General features: G+C 68.0%; 13 protein-coding genes, 5 pseudogenes and 2 other annotated features. Of the genes and pseudogenes, 3 read left to right on the top strand and 15 right to left on the bottom strand.

Annotation, left to right across the window (positions count from 1 at the left end; genetic code table 11):
• From JHD63_RS16765 to JHD63_RS25035, 12 genes and pseudogenes are all read right to left on the bottom strand, one after another.
• Positions 1-187: pseudogene (locus tag JHD63_RS16765) on the bottom strand (2-oxo acid dehydrogenase subunit E2); the annotation flags it as partial.
• Between the two features lie 199 nt (positions 188-386).
• The gene (locus JHD63_RS16760) at positions 387-746 is read right to left on the bottom strand and encodes an ABC transporter substrate-binding protein (protein WP_198971944.1); all 360 of its coding nucleotides are present in this window, start codon (positions 744-746) and stop codon (positions 387-389) included.
• A 14-nt stretch (positions 747-760) separates the two neighbouring features.
• On the bottom strand, positions 761-1564 hold the full coding sequence (locus JHD63_RS16755) for an SDR family oxidoreductase (protein ID WP_198971943.1): 804 nt from the start codon (positions 1562-1564) through the stop codon (positions 761-763).
• Between the two features lie 169 nt (positions 1565-1733).
• Positions 1734-3728 (bottom strand): acetoacetate--CoA ligase, encoded by a 1995-nt coding sequence (locus JHD63_RS16750; protein WP_198971942.1) that lies wholly within the window; start codon positions 3726-3728, stop codon positions 1734-1736.
• A gap of 7 nt (positions 3729-3735) precedes the next feature.
• On the bottom strand, positions 3736-4575 hold the full coding sequence (locus JHD63_RS16745) for a hypothetical protein (RefSeq protein WP_198971941.1): 840 nt from the start codon (positions 4573-4575) through the stop codon (positions 3736-3738).
• A gap of 2 nt (positions 4576-4577) precedes the next feature.
• Positions 4578-6818: a hydantoinase B/oxoprolinase family protein gene (locus tag JHD63_RS16740; protein WP_198971940.1), complete on the bottom strand. Its 2241-nt coding sequence runs from the start codon at positions 6816-6818 to the stop codon at positions 4578-4580.
• Between the two features lie 17 nt (positions 6819-6835).
• Positions 6836-8974, bottom strand: a complete 2139-nt coding sequence (locus JHD63_RS16735) for a hydantoinase/oxoprolinase family protein (protein ID WP_198971939.1) — start codon at positions 8972-8974, stop codon at positions 6836-6838.
• 12 nt (positions 8975-8986) lie between these two features.
• Positions 8987-9436 (bottom strand): acetone carboxylase subunit gamma, encoded by a 450-nt coding sequence (locus JHD63_RS16730; RefSeq protein WP_198971938.1) that lies wholly within the window; start codon positions 9434-9436, stop codon positions 8987-8989.
• Positions 9437-9441: 5 nt separating this feature from the next.
• A complete protein-coding gene (locus JHD63_RS16725; protein WP_198971937.1) occupies positions 9442-11439 on the bottom strand; it encodes a hydantoinase/oxoprolinase family protein in 1998 nt (665 codons plus the stop codon).
• A gap of 314 nt (positions 11440-11753) precedes the next feature.
• The gene (locus JHD63_RS16720; protein WP_198971936.1) at positions 11754-14459 is read right to left on the bottom strand and encodes a LuxR C-terminal-related transcriptional regulator; all 2706 of its coding nucleotides are present in this window, start codon (positions 14457-14459) and stop codon (positions 11754-11756) included.
• A protein-coding gene (locus JHD63_RS25040) for a LysR substrate-binding domain-containing protein (protein ID WP_370590552.1) occupies positions 14456-15720 on the bottom strand; the annotation gives its coding sequence in 2 pieces (positions 14456-15477 and positions 15477-15720; 1266 coding nt in all). The genes JHD63_RS16720 and JHD63_RS25040 overlap by 4 nt, the downstream gene beginning before the upstream one ends.
• Positions 15371-15487 (bottom strand) — a sequence feature (AL1L pseudoknot). It overlaps the preceding gene by 117 nt.
• A gap of 66 nt (positions 15721-15786) precedes the next feature.
• Positions 15787-16131, bottom strand: a pseudogene (locus JHD63_RS25035) (transposase); the annotation flags it as partial.
• 11 nt (positions 16132-16142) lie between these two features.
• Between JHD63_RS25035 and JHD63_RS16700 the strand changes: the two are divergent.
• Positions 16143-16544: a LysR substrate-binding domain-containing protein gene (locus JHD63_RS16700; protein WP_198971934.1), complete on the top strand. Its 402-nt coding sequence runs from the start codon at positions 16143-16145 to the stop codon at positions 16542-16544.
• A gap of 91 nt (positions 16545-16635) precedes the next feature.
• Positions 16636-17004 carry a hypothetical protein gene (locus JHD63_RS16695; RefSeq protein ID WP_198971933.1) on the top strand — a complete coding sequence of 123 codons (369 nt, stop codon included), beginning with the start codon at positions 16636-16638 and terminating at the stop codon, positions 17002-17004.
• A 5-nt stretch (positions 17005-17009) separates the two neighbouring features.
• Here JHD63_RS16695 and JHD63_RS16690 read toward each other — a convergent pair whose 3' ends face one another.
• Positions 17010-17324: a LysR substrate-binding domain-containing protein gene (locus JHD63_RS16690; protein ID WP_198971932.1), complete on the bottom strand. Its 315-nt coding sequence runs from the start codon at positions 17322-17324 to the stop codon at positions 17010-17012.
• 89 nt (positions 17325-17413) lie between these two features.
• Between JHD63_RS16690 and JHD63_RS16685 the strand changes: the two are divergent.
• Positions 17414-18614 (top strand): annotated as a pseudogene (locus tag JHD63_RS16685) (IS3 family transposase).
• Positions 17692-17808: a sequence feature (AL1L pseudoknot), on the top strand. (Overlaps the previous pseudogene by 117 nt.)
• 205 nt (positions 18615-18819) lie before the next feature.
• On the opposite strand, the pseudogene JHD63_RS16680 reads toward JHD63_RS16685, so the two are convergent.
• Together JHD63_RS16680 and JHD63_RS16675 are read right to left on the bottom strand one after the other, a co-directional pair.
• Positions 18820-19404: pseudogene (locus tag JHD63_RS16680) on the bottom strand (transposase zinc-binding domain-containing protein); the annotation flags it as partial.
• A 108-nt stretch (positions 19405-19512) separates the two neighbouring features.
• Positions 19513-19961: pseudogene (locus JHD63_RS16675) on the bottom strand (dihydrolipoyl dehydrogenase); the annotation flags it as partial.

The following is a 19961-nucleotide window of genomic DNA, read 5'->3' as shown; positions in this document are numbered from 1 at the left end:
GCGTGCCTCCGATGCCGCCGAGCGAGCTGATCGAGAAGCAGCCGCCGCTCATGTCGCCGCCGCCGAGCTTGCCGTCGCGCGCCTTCTTGGCCAGATCGCCCATTTCCTGGCTGATCTGCAGGATGCCCTTCTTGTCGGCGTCCTTGAGCACCGGCACCACCAGCCCATTGGGCGTGTCGGCCGCGAACAGGCCCTAGTTCTACCAGCCCCGTGGTGGTGTCGTTCCAGGGGATGACGGCGATCCGGCGCATGCCCAGGGCGGCGATGTGTTCGGCGATCTTCTGCACTTCGTGCGCGTCGCTCACGCCGACGAAGAATAGATACGGATTCACGGGCACCCGGCGGCGGTACATCTGGGGCACAGTGCCGACGATGGTGACGCCGAGTCAGGCACCAAGATTCGCGTCCAGCAGGGCGTCGATCACCGTGGGGGACCGCGGGTACATAAAGGCCACCGGGCGATGCTGACGGACGATCCGCGTGTACTGCTCCACCGTCTGGCGCGCGTCGAGCGAAGTATGCAGCAGTTCGAGCGGGCGCCCGCGCGCCCCGCCCCGGTCGTTGAACCAGCTGAAGCAGGCCGCAATGCCGTCGTGCAGGGATCGGGTGTAAAACCCCACGGGTCCGTCCAGCGGTCCCACCTGGGCTACCGTGATGGCGCACTTGTCCTGGACATGTGCGGCCACGGCCAGCCAGGCGGCGAGCAGCCACGGCGTCCAGCGCAGCGGGGCGGTGGTGATCTTCATGCCGTGCCTCCCCGTCAAGGTTGCAGGGCCGTGCGTTCGAGCGCGGGCTTGACGCTTTCGAGCGCGCCGCCGCCGTCGCACGGCACCACGGCGCCCGAGATGTACGACGCATGGGGCGAGGCCAGGAACAGCGCGAGGTTGGCGATGTCGTCGCTCGTGCCGAAGCGGCCCAGGGGCACGGCGCTGCGGGCCAGCACCAATTCTTCCTCGGTGCGCGCGATCAGCCGGCGAAAGCCCTCTGTGCCGTCAATGGGCCCGGGCGAGATGGCGTTCACGCGGATGCCGTCCGCGCCCCATTCCAACGCCAGCACGCGCGTGAGCTGGTCGATGCCGGCTTTGGCGGCGGCCGCATGCGCCTGCGAGCGCATCGGTACGGTTGCCTGCGGCGCCGTGATGTTGATGAGCGACGCGCCGGGCTTGCGCAGGTGCGCATACGCCTGTCGCAGCACGTTGAACGTGCCACACAGATCGATGTCCACCACGGTGCGAAAACCGTTGGCCGACATGGCGTTGGCGGTGCACAGGAAGTTGCCCGCCGCGCCGGAGACCAGCACGTCGATGGGGCCGAATCGGCGCGCGGCGTCTTGGAACGCGGCGCCCACGGCGTCGAAGTCGCGCACGTCGGCGCACAAGCCCTGGGCCTGCGCGCCCTGGGCGGCGAACGTGGCGAGCGCCGCGTCCACGTTCTCGCGCTGACGGCTGGCCACGCTCACCCGCGCGCCGCAGCGACCGAAGGCCTGGGCGATGCCGAAGTTGATGCCGGTGGTGCCGCCGAAGACGAAGACGTGGCGGCCTTGGAAGTCGATGTTCATTTGCATGCCGCCTCCGGTGCGTTGCGGGTCATTGGGGAATCCCTGGGCGGCAGCAGCGGAGCCCATGCGCCCACGCGCGAAGCTGCCGCCAGGGCCAGCACGCCCTGGGGCTTGCTGCGGACCGGGCACAGGCGTGCGTAACCGCCTGTCTCGGGATGGTTGGGGCGAGTGTCGTTCATGCGGGAACCTGCGTCCGGGCGAAGTCGATGAAGAAGCCCAGAGCCTTCGGGTTGGCCATGGCGCCACGGCTGGCGGCGCGCTCCACGGGCCAGCCCATGAGCAGCTTGCGCACCGGCACCTCCATCTTCTTGCCCGTGAGGGTGTAGGGAATTTGCGCGGCCTGCACCATGGTGTCGGGCACGTGGCGCGGGCTGCACAGAGTGCGCAGGCGCTCGGCGATACGGCGGCGCAGCGCATCGTCAAGCTCTAGCCCGTCGCGCAGGCGCAGGAACAGCGGCATGAAAAAATGCCCGCCGGGCAGTTCGCAGCACACGACCAGGCTGTCGGCCACCTCGTCCATTTCCTCGACCACGCGGTAGATCTCGGCGGAGCCGATGCGCACACCGTGGCGATTGAGCGTGGAGTCGGAGCGGCCATAGATGTAGCAGCCGCCGCGTGGGTTGAGCTTCATGAAGTCGCCGTGCCGCCAGACGCCGGAGAAGTGCTCGAAGTACGACTCGCGGTAGCGTGCATCGCCCTGGTCGTTCCAGAAGCGCACGGGCATCGACGGGCAGGGTTTCGTCACCACCAGTTCGCCCACTTCATCGGTGACGGGCTGGCCGTCGTCGTTCCACACCTCGACGGCCATGCCGAGCATGCGGGTCTGGATTTCGCCCGCATAGACAGGCAGCAGCGGCGCTGCACCGACGAGGCCGCTGCAAACTTCGGTGCCGCCGGACTGCGATGTGACCCACAGGTCGCGCTTGACCGCGCGGTAGAACCAGTCAAAGGTTGTGGGCGTGCTGGGTGCGCCGCTCAGGACGATGCTGCGCAGGGCGGACAGGTCGAACGCCTTGCCTGGTTCCAGGCCCGCCTTCTCCATCATCTGCACGAAGGTAGGGCTGGCGCCAAAGCAGGTGGCCCGCGTGTCCTGCGCCAGCTTCCAAAGGCATTCGGGGCCGCCGTGCATGGGGTCACCGTCATAGAGCACGGCGCTGGCACCCGTCATCAGCGCGGCCACGAGCAGGTTCCACATCATCCAGCCCGTGGTGCTGTAGAAGAACATTACGGAACCGGGACCCAGGTCCATGTGCAGTGTCATGAGCTTGAAGTGCTCGACCAGAACACCGACGTGGCTGTGCACGATGGGCTTGGGCAGGCCAGTGGTGCCCGAGGAGAAAACGATCCAGACCGGGTGGTCGCTGGCCACGCGTTCGTAGCGGAACTGCGCAGCGCCCACGTCGGGGCCGCGCAGCAGCGCATCGAAGCGTACCTGCGCCACGGCGGCGGGCACCTGGGGGTCGGTTTCGATCTGGGGCACCCACACCAGCGCTTCGAGGCTGGGCAGGGACTGCGCGATCTCGGCCACCTCGGCGCGGCGGTCGAACGTCTTGCCGCCGAAGCGGTAGCCGTCGCCCGCGATCAGCAGCTTGGGCGCGATCTGCGAAAAGCGGTCGATGACGGTGCGCGCGCCGAACTCGATGGACGCCGACGACCACACGGCGCCGATGCTGGTGGCCGCCAGCATGGCCACGGCGCAGGCGGGCACGTTGGGCAGGTAGGCCACCACACGGTCGCCGGGCCGCACGCCCATGGCGCGCAGACGCCCGGCCAGGCGCCGCACCTGCGAGGCCAGCTCGGGCAGCGCCAGGGTTTCCAGCGCGGTGTTCTCGGTCAGGTGGTGGAACGCGGGGTGCGCCGTGCCGGCGCTGTCCGCGTGGCGCAGCACGTGCTCAGCGTAGTTCACGCGCGCATCGGGGAACCAGCGAGTGTGCGGCATGGGCGCGCCGTCGGTCACGCGCACGGCGCTGCCGTCGTGCCGTACGCCGCACCATTGCCAGATGGACGACCAGAAGGCGTCCGTCTCATCCACCGACCACTGCCGCAGGGCCTCGTAGCCGTCGAACCGCAGGCCGCGTTCCGCCGCCAGCCAGTCCATGTAGCGCGCAATGTTGGTGCCGCGCGCGAATGAGGCGCTGGGCGTCCAGAGCAGGTCGCCTTCGTTTACCATGGTCTCTCTACCTTTCTCGCAGTTGGGCCAGCCGGGCCAGCACGGTTTCGGGATGCGCATCGACGGGGATGTGTGCATGGTCGAAGCTGCCCGGCGGGGGCGCTGGTGGCGTCTCGCCTTGCCAGAACCTGTCAGGCAGCGTTAGTCCGGCGGGCACCACGCCGCACGGTGCTGGCGCGATGGTGAAGCCTAGCCTCGTGCCCGTAGGCTGCGCCACTGCCTCGGGCCATTGCAGGCCCCAGTCCCAGCCGTAGTGGCGCGCCACGTTGGCGACGGGCTGGTACAGATCCAGCAGCAGGTCCACCTCGTCGGCGGCCCAGACGCGGGATTCGTGCAGCAACACGGCGTCCACGCCCGCCTGCGCGAATAGGCGCAGGAACTCGGCCATGACCGCCGCTGCGGCATCCACCGCATCCTCATCGACGGCATCCGCCACGCCACCTGCGCGTTGCAGTATTTGCGCGGCCCAGTCGCGGGGCGAGGGCAGCGCCAGCGCGAATACTGCGCCGGGCATCGCGGCGCGCAGGGCCACGGCCAGAGCGGTAGTGTGGGTGCGCAGGCCCTCGGCGGCCAGCAGTTCCTTCAGCGGGCCGTGGCCGCGCTTGGTCTTTTCCGCTATGGCCGCTAGCAGCGCGGGGTGGCCGTCCAGCCAGGCCGCCGTTACGTCGTCCAGCGGCAGTGCCAGCACGTCGGGGCGCAGCAGGCCCTGGGCCTGGCGCAACCAGGCCACGCAGGCGGCGGTGTCCAGCCAAGGCGCCTGGCCCTGGGCCAGCAGGCGGGCGCTGTAGGCGGTATGGTCGAGCCAGAGCATGCGCTTGTGGCCCGCCAGTTCGGTAGGGCGGGGCATGGTCAAGTCCTCGCGGCCAGTTGCGCTTCGAGTTCGGCGATGCGCACGTCCTTGGGGTCGAGCATGAAGGCGCCCTGCATCTGGTCGGCGGGCATCTTCACACGCTGGCCCATGGTGGTGGCGTAGATCTGCGTGGTGTCGTCCCAACTGCCGAAGTACGGCACGTCCTTCGGCGGCTCGGCCGTCACCCATTCCTGGCAGAACTGGTCGAACGGCTTGCCCCGCGCGATGCGCTCGCGGCGGTAGGCGGCGCGCAGTTCGGCGGTGGCTTCCTCGTCCACCACCAGGCTTTGCTCGTCGTAGACCACCTTGTAGATGTCGCGCGCGTTCTCGTGCGACATCAGGTCTTCGCGCAAGTCTTGCATCACGAGCTGCGGGTTGCGCTCCAGCACGTCGCCGTAGCCGCCGCCGGAGCCCTGGCAGATCATGTAGATCTCGCCCTCGCTCGCCAGCTCGAAGGTCATGCCCATGTCCTGGCTGGTGTAGGCGCCGCCGGGGATGGGGCGCTTGTTCATCAGCTCGACGATGTCGAACACTTCCACGGCCTTTGGGTCCTTCTTCAGCACGTCGAAGATGTTGATGCCCTTGATCTTCATGAGCTGGTAGCTCGGGCACGAGTAGCCGCCGAACAGGCCCTGGGCCGAGGGGAACTTGGAGCCCTCGCAGCCCGTCATGAAGCCCCACAGGCCGGTGCCGCGCGAGGTGGCGATCTGCTCGTAGCCCATGCCCCCGCGGTACTTGCCCCACCCGATGCGGTCTTTGGCGAGGCGCTGTGCGCCCAGGCGAATGATGGGAGTTTCCTCTTCGGCCAGTTCGTGCTCGCCGGTGTCGCACATGAAGCCGAACACGGGCGATATGGAGTGCTGGCCGTCCGCATGGCTGCGCGCGCCCTGGCCATTGCCGTTGATGTCGGCGCAGAAGTTGCCGGTGATATCGCCGTTCTGTGTGATGCCGCCGTAGATCAGCGTGGCCGCCTGGTCGTACTGCGAGGCGATTATGGCCGAGTAGCGGTGCGGCAAGCTGTAGCTCAGCTTGTTCATGGGGATCGTCCAGACCACGCAGCCCTTGAACAGCGGCATCAGGCTCATGGCCTGGGGCATCTCGCCCTCGGCGTCAAGAATGGAGTTGCGATCCGTGAGGATCTCGATGGGCGAGAGCACCGCCATGGTGTGCGGCAGGTCGGGCCAGATGTTTTGCAGCAACCCCGTGCACAGCGCCGCCTTGAACGAGGCGATGTTGGTGTTGACCGAGCGGTTGAGGAACTGCGGGGCGGAGCCGCGGAAGTCCATGGTCATCTTGTCGCCCTTGACGGTGATGGCGCACGAGAGCTTTTGCAGCGCGTTCTCGCGCAGGCTCGAATCCATGAACTGCAACACGCGCGTGGTGCCGTCGGGCAGCTCGCTGATGCGGCGGCGGATTTCGGTCTCCACGTCTTCCAGGTGCACGCGCAGGGTGCCGATGAGGGCGTCGCGGCCGTACTGGTCAAGGATGCTGATGATGCGCTCGCGCAGCCGCATCACGGCATGCAGCTTGACCTTCATGTCCTCCAGTTGCAGGCGCGGGTCGCGCACGGAGTTTTGCAAGAAGGTCACCAAGTCGCGCTTCAGCTCGAAGTTCTCGACGATCTTGAACGGCGGCATCTTGATGCCTTCGTCGTACTTGCTCTCGGCCTTGGCGGGCAGGCCGCCGGGTTCGGTGGCGCCGTTCTCGCCCTCGTGGATGGTGGACGACAGCCAGCACACGAGTTCGCCCTTGTAGAACAAGGGCACCATCATCGACTGGTCGGTGTTGTGGATGCCGCCGTAACGCGCATCGTTGTGGATGAAGCCGTCGCCGTCCTTCACGCCCACCGTCGGGTCGCCGGTCCAGTACTTATTGATGAAGCGGATGGGGTAGAAGCAGCAGGCCGCGAAGGCGATGATGCCGTAGGGCGCGATCATCGACAGGTCACCCTGCGCGGTGTAGATGCCCGTGACCAGGTCGCCCCACTTGGCGCCGGGGGCCGCGCCCATCTGGTTGACCATCTCGAAGGCTTCGGATAGCGCCGAATTGATGAGGCCGCGCACGTGGTGCACTTGGTGCGGATCGATGCCCTTGGCGAGCACCTCCTCCTCGGCCTTGGAGCGCGGCTGCACGCTGTGGTTGCGCATGATCTCCGGGTCGGGGCCGAGGAACAGCGTGTTGTCTGCGATGAACTTGTCGCGCAGCGCCTTGTCGTCGAGGGTCTGGATGTTTGTCGTCATGGTGTGTGCTCCCAATATCAGTGGCGGCTGTTGCAGATGAACCATGCGCCGCCCTGGGCGACGGCGCGGAAGCTCCAGCCGGGTTCGACCAGGTAGGTGGTGACGCGCGTGGTGACGATGGCCGGGCCGTCGATCTGCGTGCCCTCGGCGCGGGCGCGGTCGTCGTACACGGGGGTGTCGATGGCGCCGTCGTGGCCCACGAAATGGCAGGGTCGGGTGCCCACGGGCGGCGGTGGGGCCTTGGCATCGCCGGTGATCGCCAGCCGCGCGAACTTCACGCGCGCCTGATCGACATAGGCGCACACGCGGATGGTGTTGATGCGCACGCCGGTTTCGGGCGACTGCGAGCCTTTGCCGAAGCGCTCGCCATAGCGTTCGTGGAACTGGTCCATCATTTCCAGCACGTCGCGCTGGCCAGTGAGGCGCGACAGGTGTGTGACCACCGCCGTCTGCACGCGCTGATTGCCGTAGCGCATGTCCACTTCCAGGCGGTAGCGGATGTCGGCGGGATCCATGCCCTGGCGCTCCAGGTCGGCGCGGCCGCGCTGCTCCAGTTCCTCCACGCTGCGGTTGAAGGTGTCGTAGTCGCTGAAGAACGCCTTGGTGTTGGGGTTGAACAGCACCGTCCAGGTGTTCATCTCGTGGATATGCATCTGGCTCACGTTGCCCGCGCCGCAGGCCGAGAAAGTAGAGGAGTACGGGGGTGCGAGCACCTTGGTGATGCCCAGGGCCGAGGCGATGCCGCAGGCGTGCAGCGGGCCGTTGCCGCCGTAGGCGAGCACCGTGAAATCCTTCGGCTCGTAGCCGCGTGTGCGCAGCTCGGTAGCAATGCCGTTCGCCATCGACGCATCCACCTGCTTCTTGATGAGCTTGGCGACCTCGATTTCGTCCAGTTCCAGGTCGTCGCACAGGTTGTCACGCACCGCCTGACGGGCGCGGCGCGGGTTCAGCGGGATGTGGCCGTTGGCGTAGTTCTTGGGGTCGAGGTAGCCCAGCAGTAGGTCGGCATCGGTCACGGTGGGGAACTGGCCGCCACGGTCATACGCGGCAGGGCCGGGATCGGAGCCTGCGGACTTCGGCCCGATTTCCACGGTCTTGTACATGCGGTCGTAGCGCGCGATGGAGCCTCCCCCCGCGCCCAGCGCGCGCAAATGCACCATGGGCACGCTGACCAGCCAGCGGTCGATGACGGGGTTGAAGTCGTAGTACTTCAAATCGCCCTGCACCACGATGCCGATGTCGAAGCTGGTGCCGCCCATGTCGGTGGCGACCACATTGCCGAGTTCCGCCGCAGCGGCCAGGAATTCGCTGGCCGCGATGCCCGAGACGGGGCCGGAGTGCACGGTTTGCAGCGCATCGGTGGAATTGAGCTGCGCCATGCCGCCCGAGTTGTGGTTGACCAGCATGGGCTTGGCGTAGCCCTGCTGGCGCAGGTTCAACTCCAGCGTACCCAGGCCGTGGTACATGGTCTGGTGCAGGTAGGCATCGATGATGGTGGATGTGGCGCGCGCGTATTCTCCCTTGCGGCCCGCCACCTGGTGCGACAGCAGCAACGGGATGGAGCCGAGCAGGTGCGCCGGGTATTCCTCCAGGAAGATTTCGCGCACGCGCAGTTCATGCACGGGGTTGACCACGCTGTTGGTGAACATCACCACCAGCGCCTGGGCCCCGGCGTCCACCAGTTCGCGAATGCGCAGGCGCACGTCGTCCTCGTCCAGCGTCCAGAACACGTCGCCCCGGTAGTCGATGCGCTCGCGCACTTCGCGGATCAGCGGAATCGGCACGATCGGGTCGGGCCGCTGCGCGTTGGGGATGTCCATCTGCTCCGGCTCGGTCAGGCCCTCGCCATAGCCCCGGGCGCGCGACAGCGGCACGGTGTGCTTGAAGCCCGTGGTGACCAGCAGGCCCACACGCGGCCCCTTGCGCTCGATCAGCGCATTGGTGCCCAGCGTGGTAGCGTAGCGCACCGAATCCACCTGCGACAGAAGCGTGCTCGGCGTTATCTCCAGTTGGCGGCAGGCGTCGGCCAGCGCATCGTTGAAGCCTACGGCCAGGTTGTGGTGGGTGGTGAGCGACTTGGCCTCGACGACGCGGTTGCCCCAGGCGACGAAGCAGTCGGTGAAAGTGCCGCCAATGTCAACTGATACGCGGTTCATGGTTAGGTGTCCTTATGCTTTGTCGGCGGGGCGGCAGTTCTGGTGCGCCTGGGCGTGGAGCTGGCGTTGCAGCAGTACGCGCTCCAGCGCGAGGTCGGGCGCCTGTGCGGGCTCCTGCATCTCCGGGCGGCCCTTCCACTGTTCCTTCAGCGCGTCGATGTCCAGCTCGATGTCGTACAGCGGCGGGTGGCCGGGCGGCAGGTATTCGGCCTCCACCATCGTTCCGCAGTCAGGGCAGTAGTACTCCAGGATGCGGCACCACTTGGGGTCGGGCGAGTAGGTGCGCTCGTACAGTTGGGTATCGAGCAACGGCTTGTGGACTTCGCGCGGGTCGCGGTCATGCACCAGCAGGCCGCGCTTGTAGTTGTCGCGTGCGCTGCCGTGGGCACGGCCGCAGCGGCGGCATTCCCACTGCTCGGTGTCGAGGTCGATGCGCAGGGTTTCGGTAATCAGCACTTTCATGGTCTTCAAGCCTCCGTGCCGCGGGCCAGCAGGATGTCGCCAGCGGCGTTGATGTTCAGCGTCCAGCCCGCGTCGATGCGGCCTGTGAAAAACGCCTCTTCGAGAACGGCCGGGCCTTGCAGGCTCACGGCCACGCCACGCGGCTGGTCTTCCACGCGCACCAGGGGTAGGGCCTGGCGTTTGCCGTCCAGGAGCACCTCGCGGGTGGTGTTGACCACGGCGGGCTGGACGGCGCCGCCGAACTGGCCGGTCTTGCGCGCCTGGGCCATGGGCTTGATGGCGGTGAGCGTCAGCGTAAGCGCCGCGCCCGCTTGCAAGCCGGTGGGCGCTGCCGCGCCGTTCAGCGCGTAGGCGCGGGTGTTGCCGTCGGGCAGGGCTTCTTCCAGCGTCCATTCCAGGCGGTATTCGCCGGGCTGTGCGCCCTCGCCAAACATGGTGCGTTCGGCCTGGGTGGACATTTGCGCTATGGCGTCGGACAGTGTGGCGCGCTGCGCATCCGCCACTTGGCGCGTGAAGCTGTGGCCCACGTCCGAGAAGCCGATGCCGTAGGCGGAGAACACTGCCGCATGGCCCGGAATCAGCACCTTGCGCGCACCGATGACGTCGGCCACGCGGCAGGCAACGAAGGGGCCGCCGCCGCCGAAAGCTGCGAGCGTGGTGTCGGCGTCGATGGTTGTGAAGACGCGCAGCGCGTCGGCCACCTTGGCGACCCAGGCGGCCTCCATGGCGGCCACCGCCTCGTCGTCGCTCATCTTCAGCGGCTCGCCAATGTGCGTGCGGATGGCGGCGCGGGCGCGCTCGGCGTCGATCTGCAAAGCGCCGCCAAAGAACGAAGCCGGGTCGAGCAGGCCGCCGAGCAGGAAGGCATCGGTGATCGTGGCATTGGTGCCCCCTAAGCCAAAGCAGGCCGGGCCGGGCGCGCTGCCCACGCTCTCGGGGCCGACGCGCACCTTGCCATCCTCCACGCGGATGATGGAGCTGCCGCCCACGCCCGCGCTCACCACGTCGCACAGCGCGAACGAGGTGGGCACGCCCTCCACGCGGCCCCGGCGCTCGGCGCGCACGCCGTTCGCATCGACCAGGCCGATGTCGGTCGTGGTGCCGCCCACGTCCATGGACAGCAGACGCGGCAGGCCGTAATGCTTGGCCAGCACACACGAGCCTTCCATGCCGCCACGCGGGCCGGAGCTATAGGTCTGCACGGCGATGGTCTTGGCGACGCGGCCCGCGTGCCCGTCGTTGCGGAACACGAGCAGCGGGCTTTGCGCGGCGGCGTCGCGCAGCTTGTGCTCGGCGCTGTAGAGGAAACGCTCCATCGCAGGGTGCAGGAAGGCGTTGAGCAGCCCCGTCCATGTGCGGCGCACATCGTCGGCGTCGTCCACCAGTTCGCTCGCGTACAGCACGGGCAGCGCGCCCAGCAGGTGCGGCGGGAAGGTACGCAGCAGGCGGCGCTTGAGCTGCGCCTCGCGCTCGCGGCGGTTGGCGCCGCCGAAGGAGACGACCAGGCGGTTGGCGCCGCCCGCGGCCAGCTCGCCCACGGCCTTGATGGTGGCGGCTTCGAGCGCATCGCCTTCCAGCGCGGCGGGCAGATGCACGGCGCGCGTGCCGATCACGGCGTCGTACAGGTCAGGCGCGCCATCGGCCTTGCGCAAGGCGTCCACCGTGAGTGCGCCGCCAACGATCACGCCCAGGCGCGGCCCCTTGCGCTCGACCAGCGCGTTCGTGCCCTGCGTGGTGGAGTAGCGGATGGCGGCGGTGGACAGCAGCAGCGCCTGCAGGTCCTCCTGCCCATAGACCAAGGCGGAGACCTTGCGCAGTCCGTCGAACAGGCACTGCGATAGGTCGTGCGGCGTGGTCAGCGTCTTGGTGCGGTGCACCTGATCACCGTCGATCACGCAGATGTCGGTCAGCGTGCCGCCGTTGTCGATGTTGATGAGCCGGGTGAGCGCGCCAGCGGCGGCGTACGGCGCGTCGGCGGGCCTGGGGAGGGTGGTGGTACTCATGCGTTGGACCCTGGGGAAGAAAGGCGAAATAAGGCGACAGGCGTCCCTGCCGCCTTGGCAAGCGCAAGGTGGCAACGGAAAGCGGTCGGGCGGAAGGTGGGGCGGTGCCGTCAGGATGGCGGCGTGGGCGTCTCGTGCTGTTGCTGCATGGCGTGTCTCCGTTGCGCTCTTGTGGATGTGCGGCGATTGTGGAATCGGGCAGGGGTGCGAGGCACCACCCGAACGGGTAGGCGGCCTACCCAGGAAACCCTAGCCTGCCCGGGTCGGGTTTGGAGTACTTTCGGCCTCCGGAATTTATGGGAGGGCGCTGGCAGCTATCTTTTTTGTAGTTCCTGCGCGGCCCGGATCGCCTGCGCGCGGCTGCCCACGCCCAGCTTGCCGTACAGGTTCTTGAGGTGGAACTTGACGGTGTTTTCGGAGATGGCCAGGTGCACCGCCATGTCGCGATTGGACGCGCCTTCGCACAGCAGGCGCAGCACGCGCTGCTCGCGCTCCGACAGCGGCTCGCCCTGGCCCGGCGCGGGCGGCGGCGGTTGCTGCCCGGGGGCGATGCCGGCCGCGAGCAGCACCTTGCGGGCGAAGGCGTGCATGCGCTCGTCCGATCCGCCGGCCACCAGCGGCGCCAGCGAGCGTGCGACGGGCTCCAGCAGGGGGCGCATGCTCGGGCCTTCGTCGAGGAAGGCGCGCAGGCATTCGCCAGGGGCCGCCAGTTCCAGCGCCCTGAGCAGCGCGCGCTGGGAGGCCGTGCCCTGGCCGAGCTGGTGCAGCACCAGCGCCTTCAGGACCAGGCTCTTGACGAGCAGCAGGGGGCGGTCCGTGCACAGCGGTTCCATGGCCTGCAGCATCCGCGCGGCGCCGTCCAGTTCGCCCGCGTGCAGCGCCAGCCGCACGGGGCCGAGCACTTGCGCGCCGGCCAGTTCCGACATGGCCAGCCATCCGCCAGGGGTAGGCCGCGCGGCGGGGGCGATGCGCCGGGCGATCGCGCGCGCCCGGTCGAGCTGGCCATCCAGCAGGGCCAGGCGCACCCGTTCCCATTCGACCATGCGCACCAGCCGGGGCCAGCCGCTGTCGAAGGCGATGCGGTCCAGCGTGTCGAGCGTGGCCTGCGCCGCGTCGGCCCGGCCGCGCACCGCGTGCGCGCGGGCCAGCGACAGCAGCGCGACGGCGATGAAGTCCGGCACCACTCCGATGGCGATCTGCTCGCCGAACTGGCCAGCCAGGCGTTCGGCCTCGTCTAGCGCACCAACCTCGTAGGCCGCCCAGATCTGGCTGGCGGACAGCGCGGCCGAGGCCATCGCGCTGGTGGGCCGGCCGCGCCGCGCCGAGGCGGCGGAGAGCTCGCGCAGCGCCTGTCGGGGCTGGGCGGCCAGCAGCCGGGCCATGCCTTTGACCGCCAGGGTGTAGCCGGCGCTGAAGGCGGCGTCGGCGCGCGCGTTGTGGCTTTGCGCCAGCACGAGCAGGTGGTGCGCGCCCTCGGCGTCGGCATGGCCGAGGGCGTGGAAGGCGCGCAGGTTGGTGGCGGCCCCGAGTTCGAAGGCGGCGAAGCCGCTGGCGGCCGGAGCCTGCAGTTCGGCCAGGTCGGCGAGCAGGGCGGCAGCGCCCGGCAGGTCGTCCTCGAACAGCGCCGCCATCGAGAGCACCACGCTCGGGTCGGTGGTGCGGGCGATGCGGCCGTGTCCGCGCAGCGGCTCCAGCATGTCCAGCAGGGGGCGCAGGCGGGCGCGGCGCCGCAGGAAGATCAGGGCCCAGGCGGTCTTGATCATCAGGTCGGGTTGGCGCGCGACTTCCTCCATGGCGGCCGTGGCTATCCGGTCGTACCAGTGCGCCGCCGTCACGAGCTCGGCCGTGGCGACGAGCTGCGTGCTCCATCCGTTCAGGGCCTGCACGGCCAGGGGCATGTCCCGCGCTTCGATGGCGTGGTGCACCGCTTCCTCAATCGCGCCCTGGGCGAAGTGCCAGCGAGCGGCCAGCGCATGCAGGCGGGCCGCCGCGCCGGGGGCGGTGCGCGCCAGGCCGTCGCGCAGGTGGGCGGCGAACAGGCCGTGGTAGCGGAACCAGGCGCCCGAGGTGTCGAGCGCCGAGAGGAACAGCCCGTCGTGCTCCAGTTGCCGCAGGATGGCGTGCGAGCCCGTGCGCCCCAGCACCGCGTCGCACAGCGGCCCCGAGAGCCGGCGCAGCACAGAGGTGCGCAGCAAGAAGTCCCGCACCTCGGGCCGCTGCATGGAGACGACGTTCTCCGACAGGTACTCGGCCAGTTCGCGCGGCCCGTGCGCGGCCAGTTCGTCCAGGGTGTCGCGCACCGCCGGGTTGGCCAGGGTGAGCCGGAAGAGCTGCAAGCCGGCCGGCCAGCCCTCGGTGCATTCGTAGATGCGCTCTAGTTCGTCGCAGGCCATCGCTGGGGCGTCGTCGCGGGCAAAGAAGGCCTGCGATTCCTGCGCGGAAAAGCGCAGGTCCTGCGCGCGTAGCACGGCGGCGCGGCACGCCACCATGAGGCTTGCCAGGCCCACCTCCGGCAGCGCGCGCGAGCCGATGAAAACACGCGCCCGCGCCGGCAGGCGCTGCAGCAGGTCGCGGAAGAACTGCAGGAGGGCGGGCTCGTGCAGAGCGTGGAAGTCGTCCAGGAACAGCGCGGTGCGCCGGCTTGTGCCGGCCAGCGCGCCGAGCGCCCATTCGGCCAGGCCCATGCCCGCGCCGCGCGGCGCGAGCGGCGTGGCGGCATCGCTGTGCAGCGCGCACGCGAGCATGGCGTGCAATTGCGTCTCGAAGCGCTGGGGGTCGTTGTCGGCCTCGTCGAGCACCATCCACGCCGTGGCCCACTGCTGCGCGCCGAGCGCGCCATGCACCTGCTGCAGCGTGGTGGATTTGCCGCTGCCCGCCGGCCCCTGCAGCACGGCCACGGGCGGCGCGCCCACGCCCACTAGCCGCTCGATGAGCGCCTGGCGCACGATGGCATCCTGCCGGGCGAGGGGAGGGAGCTGCTTGTACGCCTGCAGCGCGGTGCCGAGAGAGGTTGGTTTCATGGCGCCGGGCAGTCTATCGCCATCGGCCGGCGGCGCCCGTGCGGGGCTACCCCAGCCAGCGCGCATCCAGCCACTTCCCCCGGTCGAAGCTCGTCTTCACGCAGTCCAGTAGCGTGCCGAACACGCAGCGCACGGGCGCGGAGGCCTGGCGGCTGATGGGGGACGATGACGATGGTGCGCCTGAGGCCGGCACCGGCCAGCGGGGCGGCGCTTGGCAGGCCGCGCTCCACTTCGGGCGAGACGCGCACGGCGGGCAGGCTGGTCCAGCCGTGGTCCTGGGCGACCAGTTCCTTCTGCACGTTCAGCGCATTTGTCTCGGCGAAGACCTGAAGCGTCACGCTCGCGGCGGTGGCCGCGTGCTCGATGGCGGCGCGCAGGCCCTGCGGCGCGGCAGGCAGGATGAAGGGTTCGCGCGCCACGCGAGCAAGCTGCAGCGGGCGCTTGCGCGAGAGCCTGGCGGAGGGCGGCGCCACGACCCACAGGCTTTCCTCCAGCACCGCCTTCACCTGCAGCGCGGGGATTTCCTTTTGCCCGTAGATCAGCGCCACTTCCACATCGCCGGCCTGCAGCCAGTCCTGCAGGTGCCCCGCGTGATTAGGCCGCTGGGCCTTGAAGTGCCGGTTGACCCTGTCCAGCGGGCACGCCGCCCTGGCGTCGGGCACCGTCGTGCGCACGCCCTTGCCACGGCGCGCGCCTTGCAGCCCGAGTCGCCGCATCAGTCGCTCCACTGTGCAGCGCGCCACCTCCACGCCTTCGCGCGCAAGTTGTCGCCAGACCTTGTCGGCGCCATAGACCCGTAGGTTCGCGTCGTACACGCGCTGCACCAGCGGCATCAGGCAGGCGTCGTGTTGTGCCCGCGCGGGCCGCAACGCTGGGTCACGTTGGCGGGCGGCATGACGCCGATACGCCGACGGGGCGACCTGCAGCGCGCGGCAGATCGGCTCGACCCCCAGGCGAGCTCGATGCTCGTCGACAAAGGCGTTCACTTCTTGTGGTGGCGGTCGAGCTCCGCCTGGGCGAAATAGGCGCTTGCCAGCTTCAGGATCTCATTGGTCTTGCGCAACTCCCGCACCTCGCGCTCGAGTTCCTTGATGCGCTGCTGCTCGGCTGTCGTGGCGCCGGGCCGCACGCCGCTGTCGCGTTCGCCTTGGCGCACCCACTTGCGCAGCGTCTCGGCCGTGCAGCCGATCTTGCCCGCGATCGACTCGATCGCCGCCCACTGCGACGGGTACTGGTCCTTGGCATCGAACACCACGCGCACCGCGCGATCAACTACCTCGGGGGAAAACTTCGCTTACTTCCTCATCTTGGCTCCATTCTCAATCGAAGGAGCCTCCTCAAAAACACGGGGCGGTTCACACAGGTAGCGCGCCAAGCGTTTGGGAGGCACCGGCTGGACAGGTTCGGTCTGGGTTGGGGGTGCGTCGTTGCCTGCACCAATTTTGCACACACCCTCGACCGCCCCCGTGTTGGCTTGCTCGGCTCGCACCTGCGACGGTTGCACCGCTGCGACGTGTGCCAGCGCCGTGGCGGCAGGCCGCAAGGGCGAGTTCGGTGCCAGCACGCCAAAGTAGCGATGGCGATGCGTTCGCGGTGGCGGCACCAGCGCGGCAATGCGATCAATCAACTCCAACGGCGTGAGTGTGATCTCATCGACCTTTGCGCCGCGCTTGGTCAGCGACCATGGCGGTGGTGGCGTCACCGGCCTACCTGCGGCGGTTTTCTGCGCCGCAGCATCCCGACGAACTGGCGCACCACAACTGTTTGCGTTTTCGCTTCTCGGGCACGGGCGCCATCTACAAATGGGAGTTCGAAGTCGATGGCCGCCCGGTCGAGTACGAGGTGCAGGGCAGCCTGACCATCAGCGACACGCTCTTCAGCCTGGACGCCGCCCTCGAAGGTGTGGGGCTGGCCTACACGTTCGAGCAACTGGCGGAACCCCATGTGCGCGCCAGGCGGCTCAAGCGCGTGCTCACGGAGTTCTCGCCCACCTTCCCAGGGTTCTACCTGTACTACCCAAGCCGGCACGACCAGCCTAGCAAGCTCAAGGCGCTGATCGAGTACGTCGACCGCACGCAGGTCTAGTGCCAGCGTGGCGGCAGCGGACTATCATGACGTGACCCCATCCAGGCTCTTGCGGCCCAGCGCAATGCCATCTTCTGCCACTGCGAAGACGATGACCCTCGCCCTGTGCAGCGCGGGCGTGGTGCTGCACCTCTACACTGCCTTTTTCAAGGCAGAGGGCGGCATGGACGCCTTCGCCTTTCTCACCGGCCTTCTGCTTTGGTCGTGCACCCCTTACGCCATTGCAGCGCTGCTGGCACGGGGTCGATGCGTGGTATGGGGGCTGGGGGCCGCTGCTGCATGCCTGGCGGCGGACCTGTTCATGCACTACACCGTTTTCGTGGCCCCCAAGAGCTCGACCGCCGCGCTCGGCCTGCTGTTCATGCCGCTGTGGAACCTAGTGGTCGTGGGGCCGGCGGGTGCGCTGTTGTTCTGGCTTGCACATCGGGCTTTGAGCGGGTTGCACAGCACAAGGGACTGAACGGGTTACCCGAAGGCCTTCTCGGTGCCCCGGGCTGCCTGCACGACCATCTCGCGCAGCCAGATGTGGCCCGTTTCGTGTTCGTCGCGGCTATGCCAGATGGCCCGCATGGTCGATGTCCGGGTCTGGTAGGTCAGTTTTCTGCAAACCAAGTCGTCGCGCTTTGTCAACGCCACGGCCAGGGATTGGGGCACGATGGACAGCATGTCGGTGTCCTGAAGCAACGCTGGTATGGCAAGCGCATGCGGTACCGCGATCCTTGGCCGTGGCGCCTCCTTCGATTCGAGCAGTGCTTTTTCCAGAGCGTGCCGGTCGAACATCTCTGACTGCCGCGCAAGGCCGCGCTCGATGATGAAGCTGAACCGCCCCGGACTTTGAGGAGGCTCCTTCGATTGAGAATGGAGCCATCATGAGGAAGTCCCCGAAGTTTTCCCCCGAAGTTCGGGATCGCGCGGTGCGCATGGTCTTCGACGCCAAGGACCAATACCCGTCGCAGTGGGCGGCGATCGAGTCGATCTCGGCCAAGATCGGCTGCACGGGCGAGACGCTGCGCAAGTGGGTGCGCCAGGGCGAGCGCGACAGCGGCGTTCGGCCAGGCCCGAGCACCGTCGAGCAGCAGCGCATCAAGGATCTCGAGCGCGAGGTTCGCGAACTGCGCAAGACCAACGAGATCCTGAAGTTGGCCAGCGCGTATTTCGCCCAGGCGGAGTTCGACCGCCAACTCAAGAAGTGAACGCCTTCATCGACGAGCATCGTGCTCGTTGCGGGGTCGAGCCGATCTGCAGCGCGCTGCAGGTCGCCCCGTCGGCATACCGGCGCCATGCGGCACGCCAGCGCAACCCGGCGCTGCTGTCCGCGCGAGCCCGGCGTGATGCGATCCTGCTGCCTCTGGTGCAGCGCGTGTACGACCAGAACCTGCGGGTCTATGGCGCCGACAAGGTCTGGCGGCAACTGTGCCGTGAGGGCACGGCCGTGGCGCGATGCACTGTCGAGCGGCTGATGCGACTATGCGGGCTGAGCGGTGCGCGTCGTGGCAAGAAGGTGCGCACGACAGTACCGGACGCCAAGGCGGCATGCCCGCTGGACCGGGTGAAGCGGCACTTCAAGGCTGACCGGCCGAACCAGCTCTGGGTGGCGGACTTCACCTACGTCTCGAGCTGGCAGGGCTTCGTGTACGTGGCCTTCGTCATCGATGTCTTCGCGCGGCGCATCGTCGGCTGGCGGGTCAGCAGCTCGATGCAGACCGACTTCGTGCTCGACGCGCTGGAGCAGAGGCCCTGTACGCGCGGCGCAGCGAGCGCGAAGGGACGCTGGTGCATCACAGCGACAGGGGTTCGCAATACGTTTCCATCCGCTATAGCGAGAGGCTGGCCGAAGCCGGCATCGAGCCCTCGGTGGGAAGCACCGGCGACAGCTACGACAACGCGCTGGCCGAGACCATCAACGGGCTGTACAAGGCCGAGATCATCCACCGGCGCGGGCCCTGGAAGACGCGCGAAGCGGTCGAACTAGCCACCCTCGAGTGGGTCGCGTGGTTCAACCACCACCGCTTGCTTGAGCCCATCGGCTATATCCCGCCGGCCGAAGCCGAGGCCAACTACTGGCAATAACAAGCCCAGGCCCTGACCACAAGCAAAGCTGCCCGGTCGGCGGCGCTGCAGGAGGGTTGAACCATGAGTACATGGCCCAACCAGGGGTGCCTCCGGCGGCCCCTGCGGGGGGCTGGAATAATAGAAGTCAGAACAGCCAAACGAGGAGTCAGACCATCCCGGTCTGACTCAAGCAAACAGGCCTCCTCGAAAGCCGGTGCGGTTCACAGACGTGGAAGTGCACATGCTCATTCAGGCTGGAGCCGAACCGGTGGATAAAGGCCACCGCGCCTATGTGCAGCACCGCCTTGTCTACCTGCGCCGCACCTGGGCTGTGGGATTGCAGGCTTTGGGCAATGACCCGCAGGAAAATGCGCAGCACCATGTTCACTACCGCCCCGTCGCGTTGCATAAAGTAGCGCAGCCGCTTGGGCACCGACAGCACCCACTGACGCACCGGCAGGCGGGGAAACACATGGTCGCAAAGATGTGCCGCCGTTTCCACCATGCGCCGCGTGGTACATGAGGGGCAGACACCCCTGCCCTTGCAGGAGAAGGCAACAAAGTAGTCGTGCCCGCAGTCGTCGCAGCGTGTGCGTGCAAAGCCGTGCGCGAAGATGCCGCACTCCAGATACTTGGCAAACGCTTTGCGGACAAAGGGCTTGGGGGTGCGGTAATCGCCCTGGCCGTCAAACTGGCCCGCGCTGGCCAGCTCCAGCCAGCTCTCGTAGTGCTCGGCTACCGTTTGGTACAGCAGCGTACATTCGGGGTGGCGCGGGTTGTAGAGCGTGGGCTTGGATGTGGTCGGCATGAATACTGTGCAAATACACAGTATCCTGCGGCGGTTGTTCGAGCGCGCAAAGCACAAAGCCCGATCCGTTGCCGGATCGGGCTTTGTGAGATTGGCCTGGAGACAGGCTTATTTCTTCGTCGGCGGCAGGTCGGTACAAGACCCATGCGCCACCTCCGCCGCCATCCCAATGCTCTCGCCCAGCGTGGGGTGCGGATGGATGGTCTTGCCGATGTCCACCGCGTCGGCGCCCATTTCGATGGCCAGGGCGATCTCGCCGATCATGTCGCCCGCATGGGTGCCGACGATGCCTCCGCCCAGGATGCGGCCGTGGCCATGCGCCTCGGGGCTGTCGTCGAACAGCAGCTTGGTGAAGCCTTCGTCGCGCCCATTGGCAATGGCGCGGCCGGAGGCGGTCCAGGGGAACAGGCCCTTGCGGACCTTGATGCCTTGCGCCTTGGCCTGGTCCTCGGTGAGGCCGACCCAGGCCACTTCCGGGTCGGTGTAGGCCACGCTGGGGATCACGCGGGCGTTGAAGGCGGCGCTGGCCAGTTCCTTGTTGCCCTGCAGTTCGCCGG

It is taken from the genome of Xylophilus sp. ASV27 (assembly GCF_016428875.1).
Classification (GTDB): domain Bacteria; phylum Pseudomonadota; class Gammaproteobacteria; order Burkholderiales; family Burkholderiaceae_C; genus Xylophilus.
Note: the sequence above shows the minus strand (reverse complement) of the source record. Positions and strands in the feature narration are given on the sequence as shown.

Excerpts from the sequence above, each read along its gene's own strand:
- JHD63_RS16760 (WP_198971944.1), bottom strand. The coding sequence starts at position 746 with ATGAAGATCACCACCGCCCCGCTGCGCTGGACGCCGTGGCTGCTCGCC.
- JHD63_RS16755 (WP_198971943.1), bottom strand. The coding sequence starts at position 1,564 with ATGCAAATGAACATCGACTTCCAAGGCCGCCACGTCTTCGTCTTCGGC.
- JHD63_RS16750 (WP_198971942.1), bottom strand. The coding sequence starts at position 3,728 with ATGGTAAACGAAGGCGACCTGCTCTGGACGCCCAGCGCCTCATTCGCG.
- JHD63_RS16745 (WP_198971941.1), bottom strand. The coding sequence starts at position 4,575 with ATGCCCCGCCCTACCGAACTGGCGGGCCACAAGCGCATGCTCTGGCTC.
- JHD63_RS16740 (WP_198971940.1), bottom strand. The coding sequence starts at position 6,818 with ATGACGACAAACATCCAGACCCTCGACGACAAGGCGCTGCGCGACAAG.
- JHD63_RS16735 (WP_198971939.1), bottom strand. The coding sequence starts at position 8,974 with ATGAACCGCGTATCAGTTGACATTGGCGGCACTTTCACCGACTGCTTC.
- JHD63_RS16730 (WP_198971938.1), bottom strand. The coding sequence starts at position 9,436 with ATGAAAGTGCTGATTACCGAAACCCTGCGCATCGACCTCGACACCGAG.
- JHD63_RS16725 (WP_198971937.1), bottom strand. The coding sequence starts at position 11,439 with ATGAGTACCACCACCCTCCCCAGGCCCGCCGACGCGCCGTACGCCGCC.
- JHD63_RS16720 (WP_198971936.1), bottom strand. The coding sequence starts at position 14,459 with ATGAAACCAACCTCTCTCGGCACCGCGCTGCAGGCGTACAAGCAGCTC.
- JHD63_RS16700 (WP_198971934.1), top strand. The coding sequence starts at position 16,143 with ATGGCGGTGGTGGCGTCACCGGCCTACCTGCGGCGGTTTTCTGCGCCG.
- JHD63_RS16695 (WP_198971933.1), top strand. The coding sequence starts at position 16,636 with ATGACCCTCGCCCTGTGCAGCGCGGGCGTGGTGCTGCACCTCTACACT.
- JHD63_RS16690 (WP_198971932.1), bottom strand. The coding sequence starts at position 17,324 with ATGTTCGACCGGCACGCTCTGGAAAAAGCACTGCTCGAATCGAAGGAG.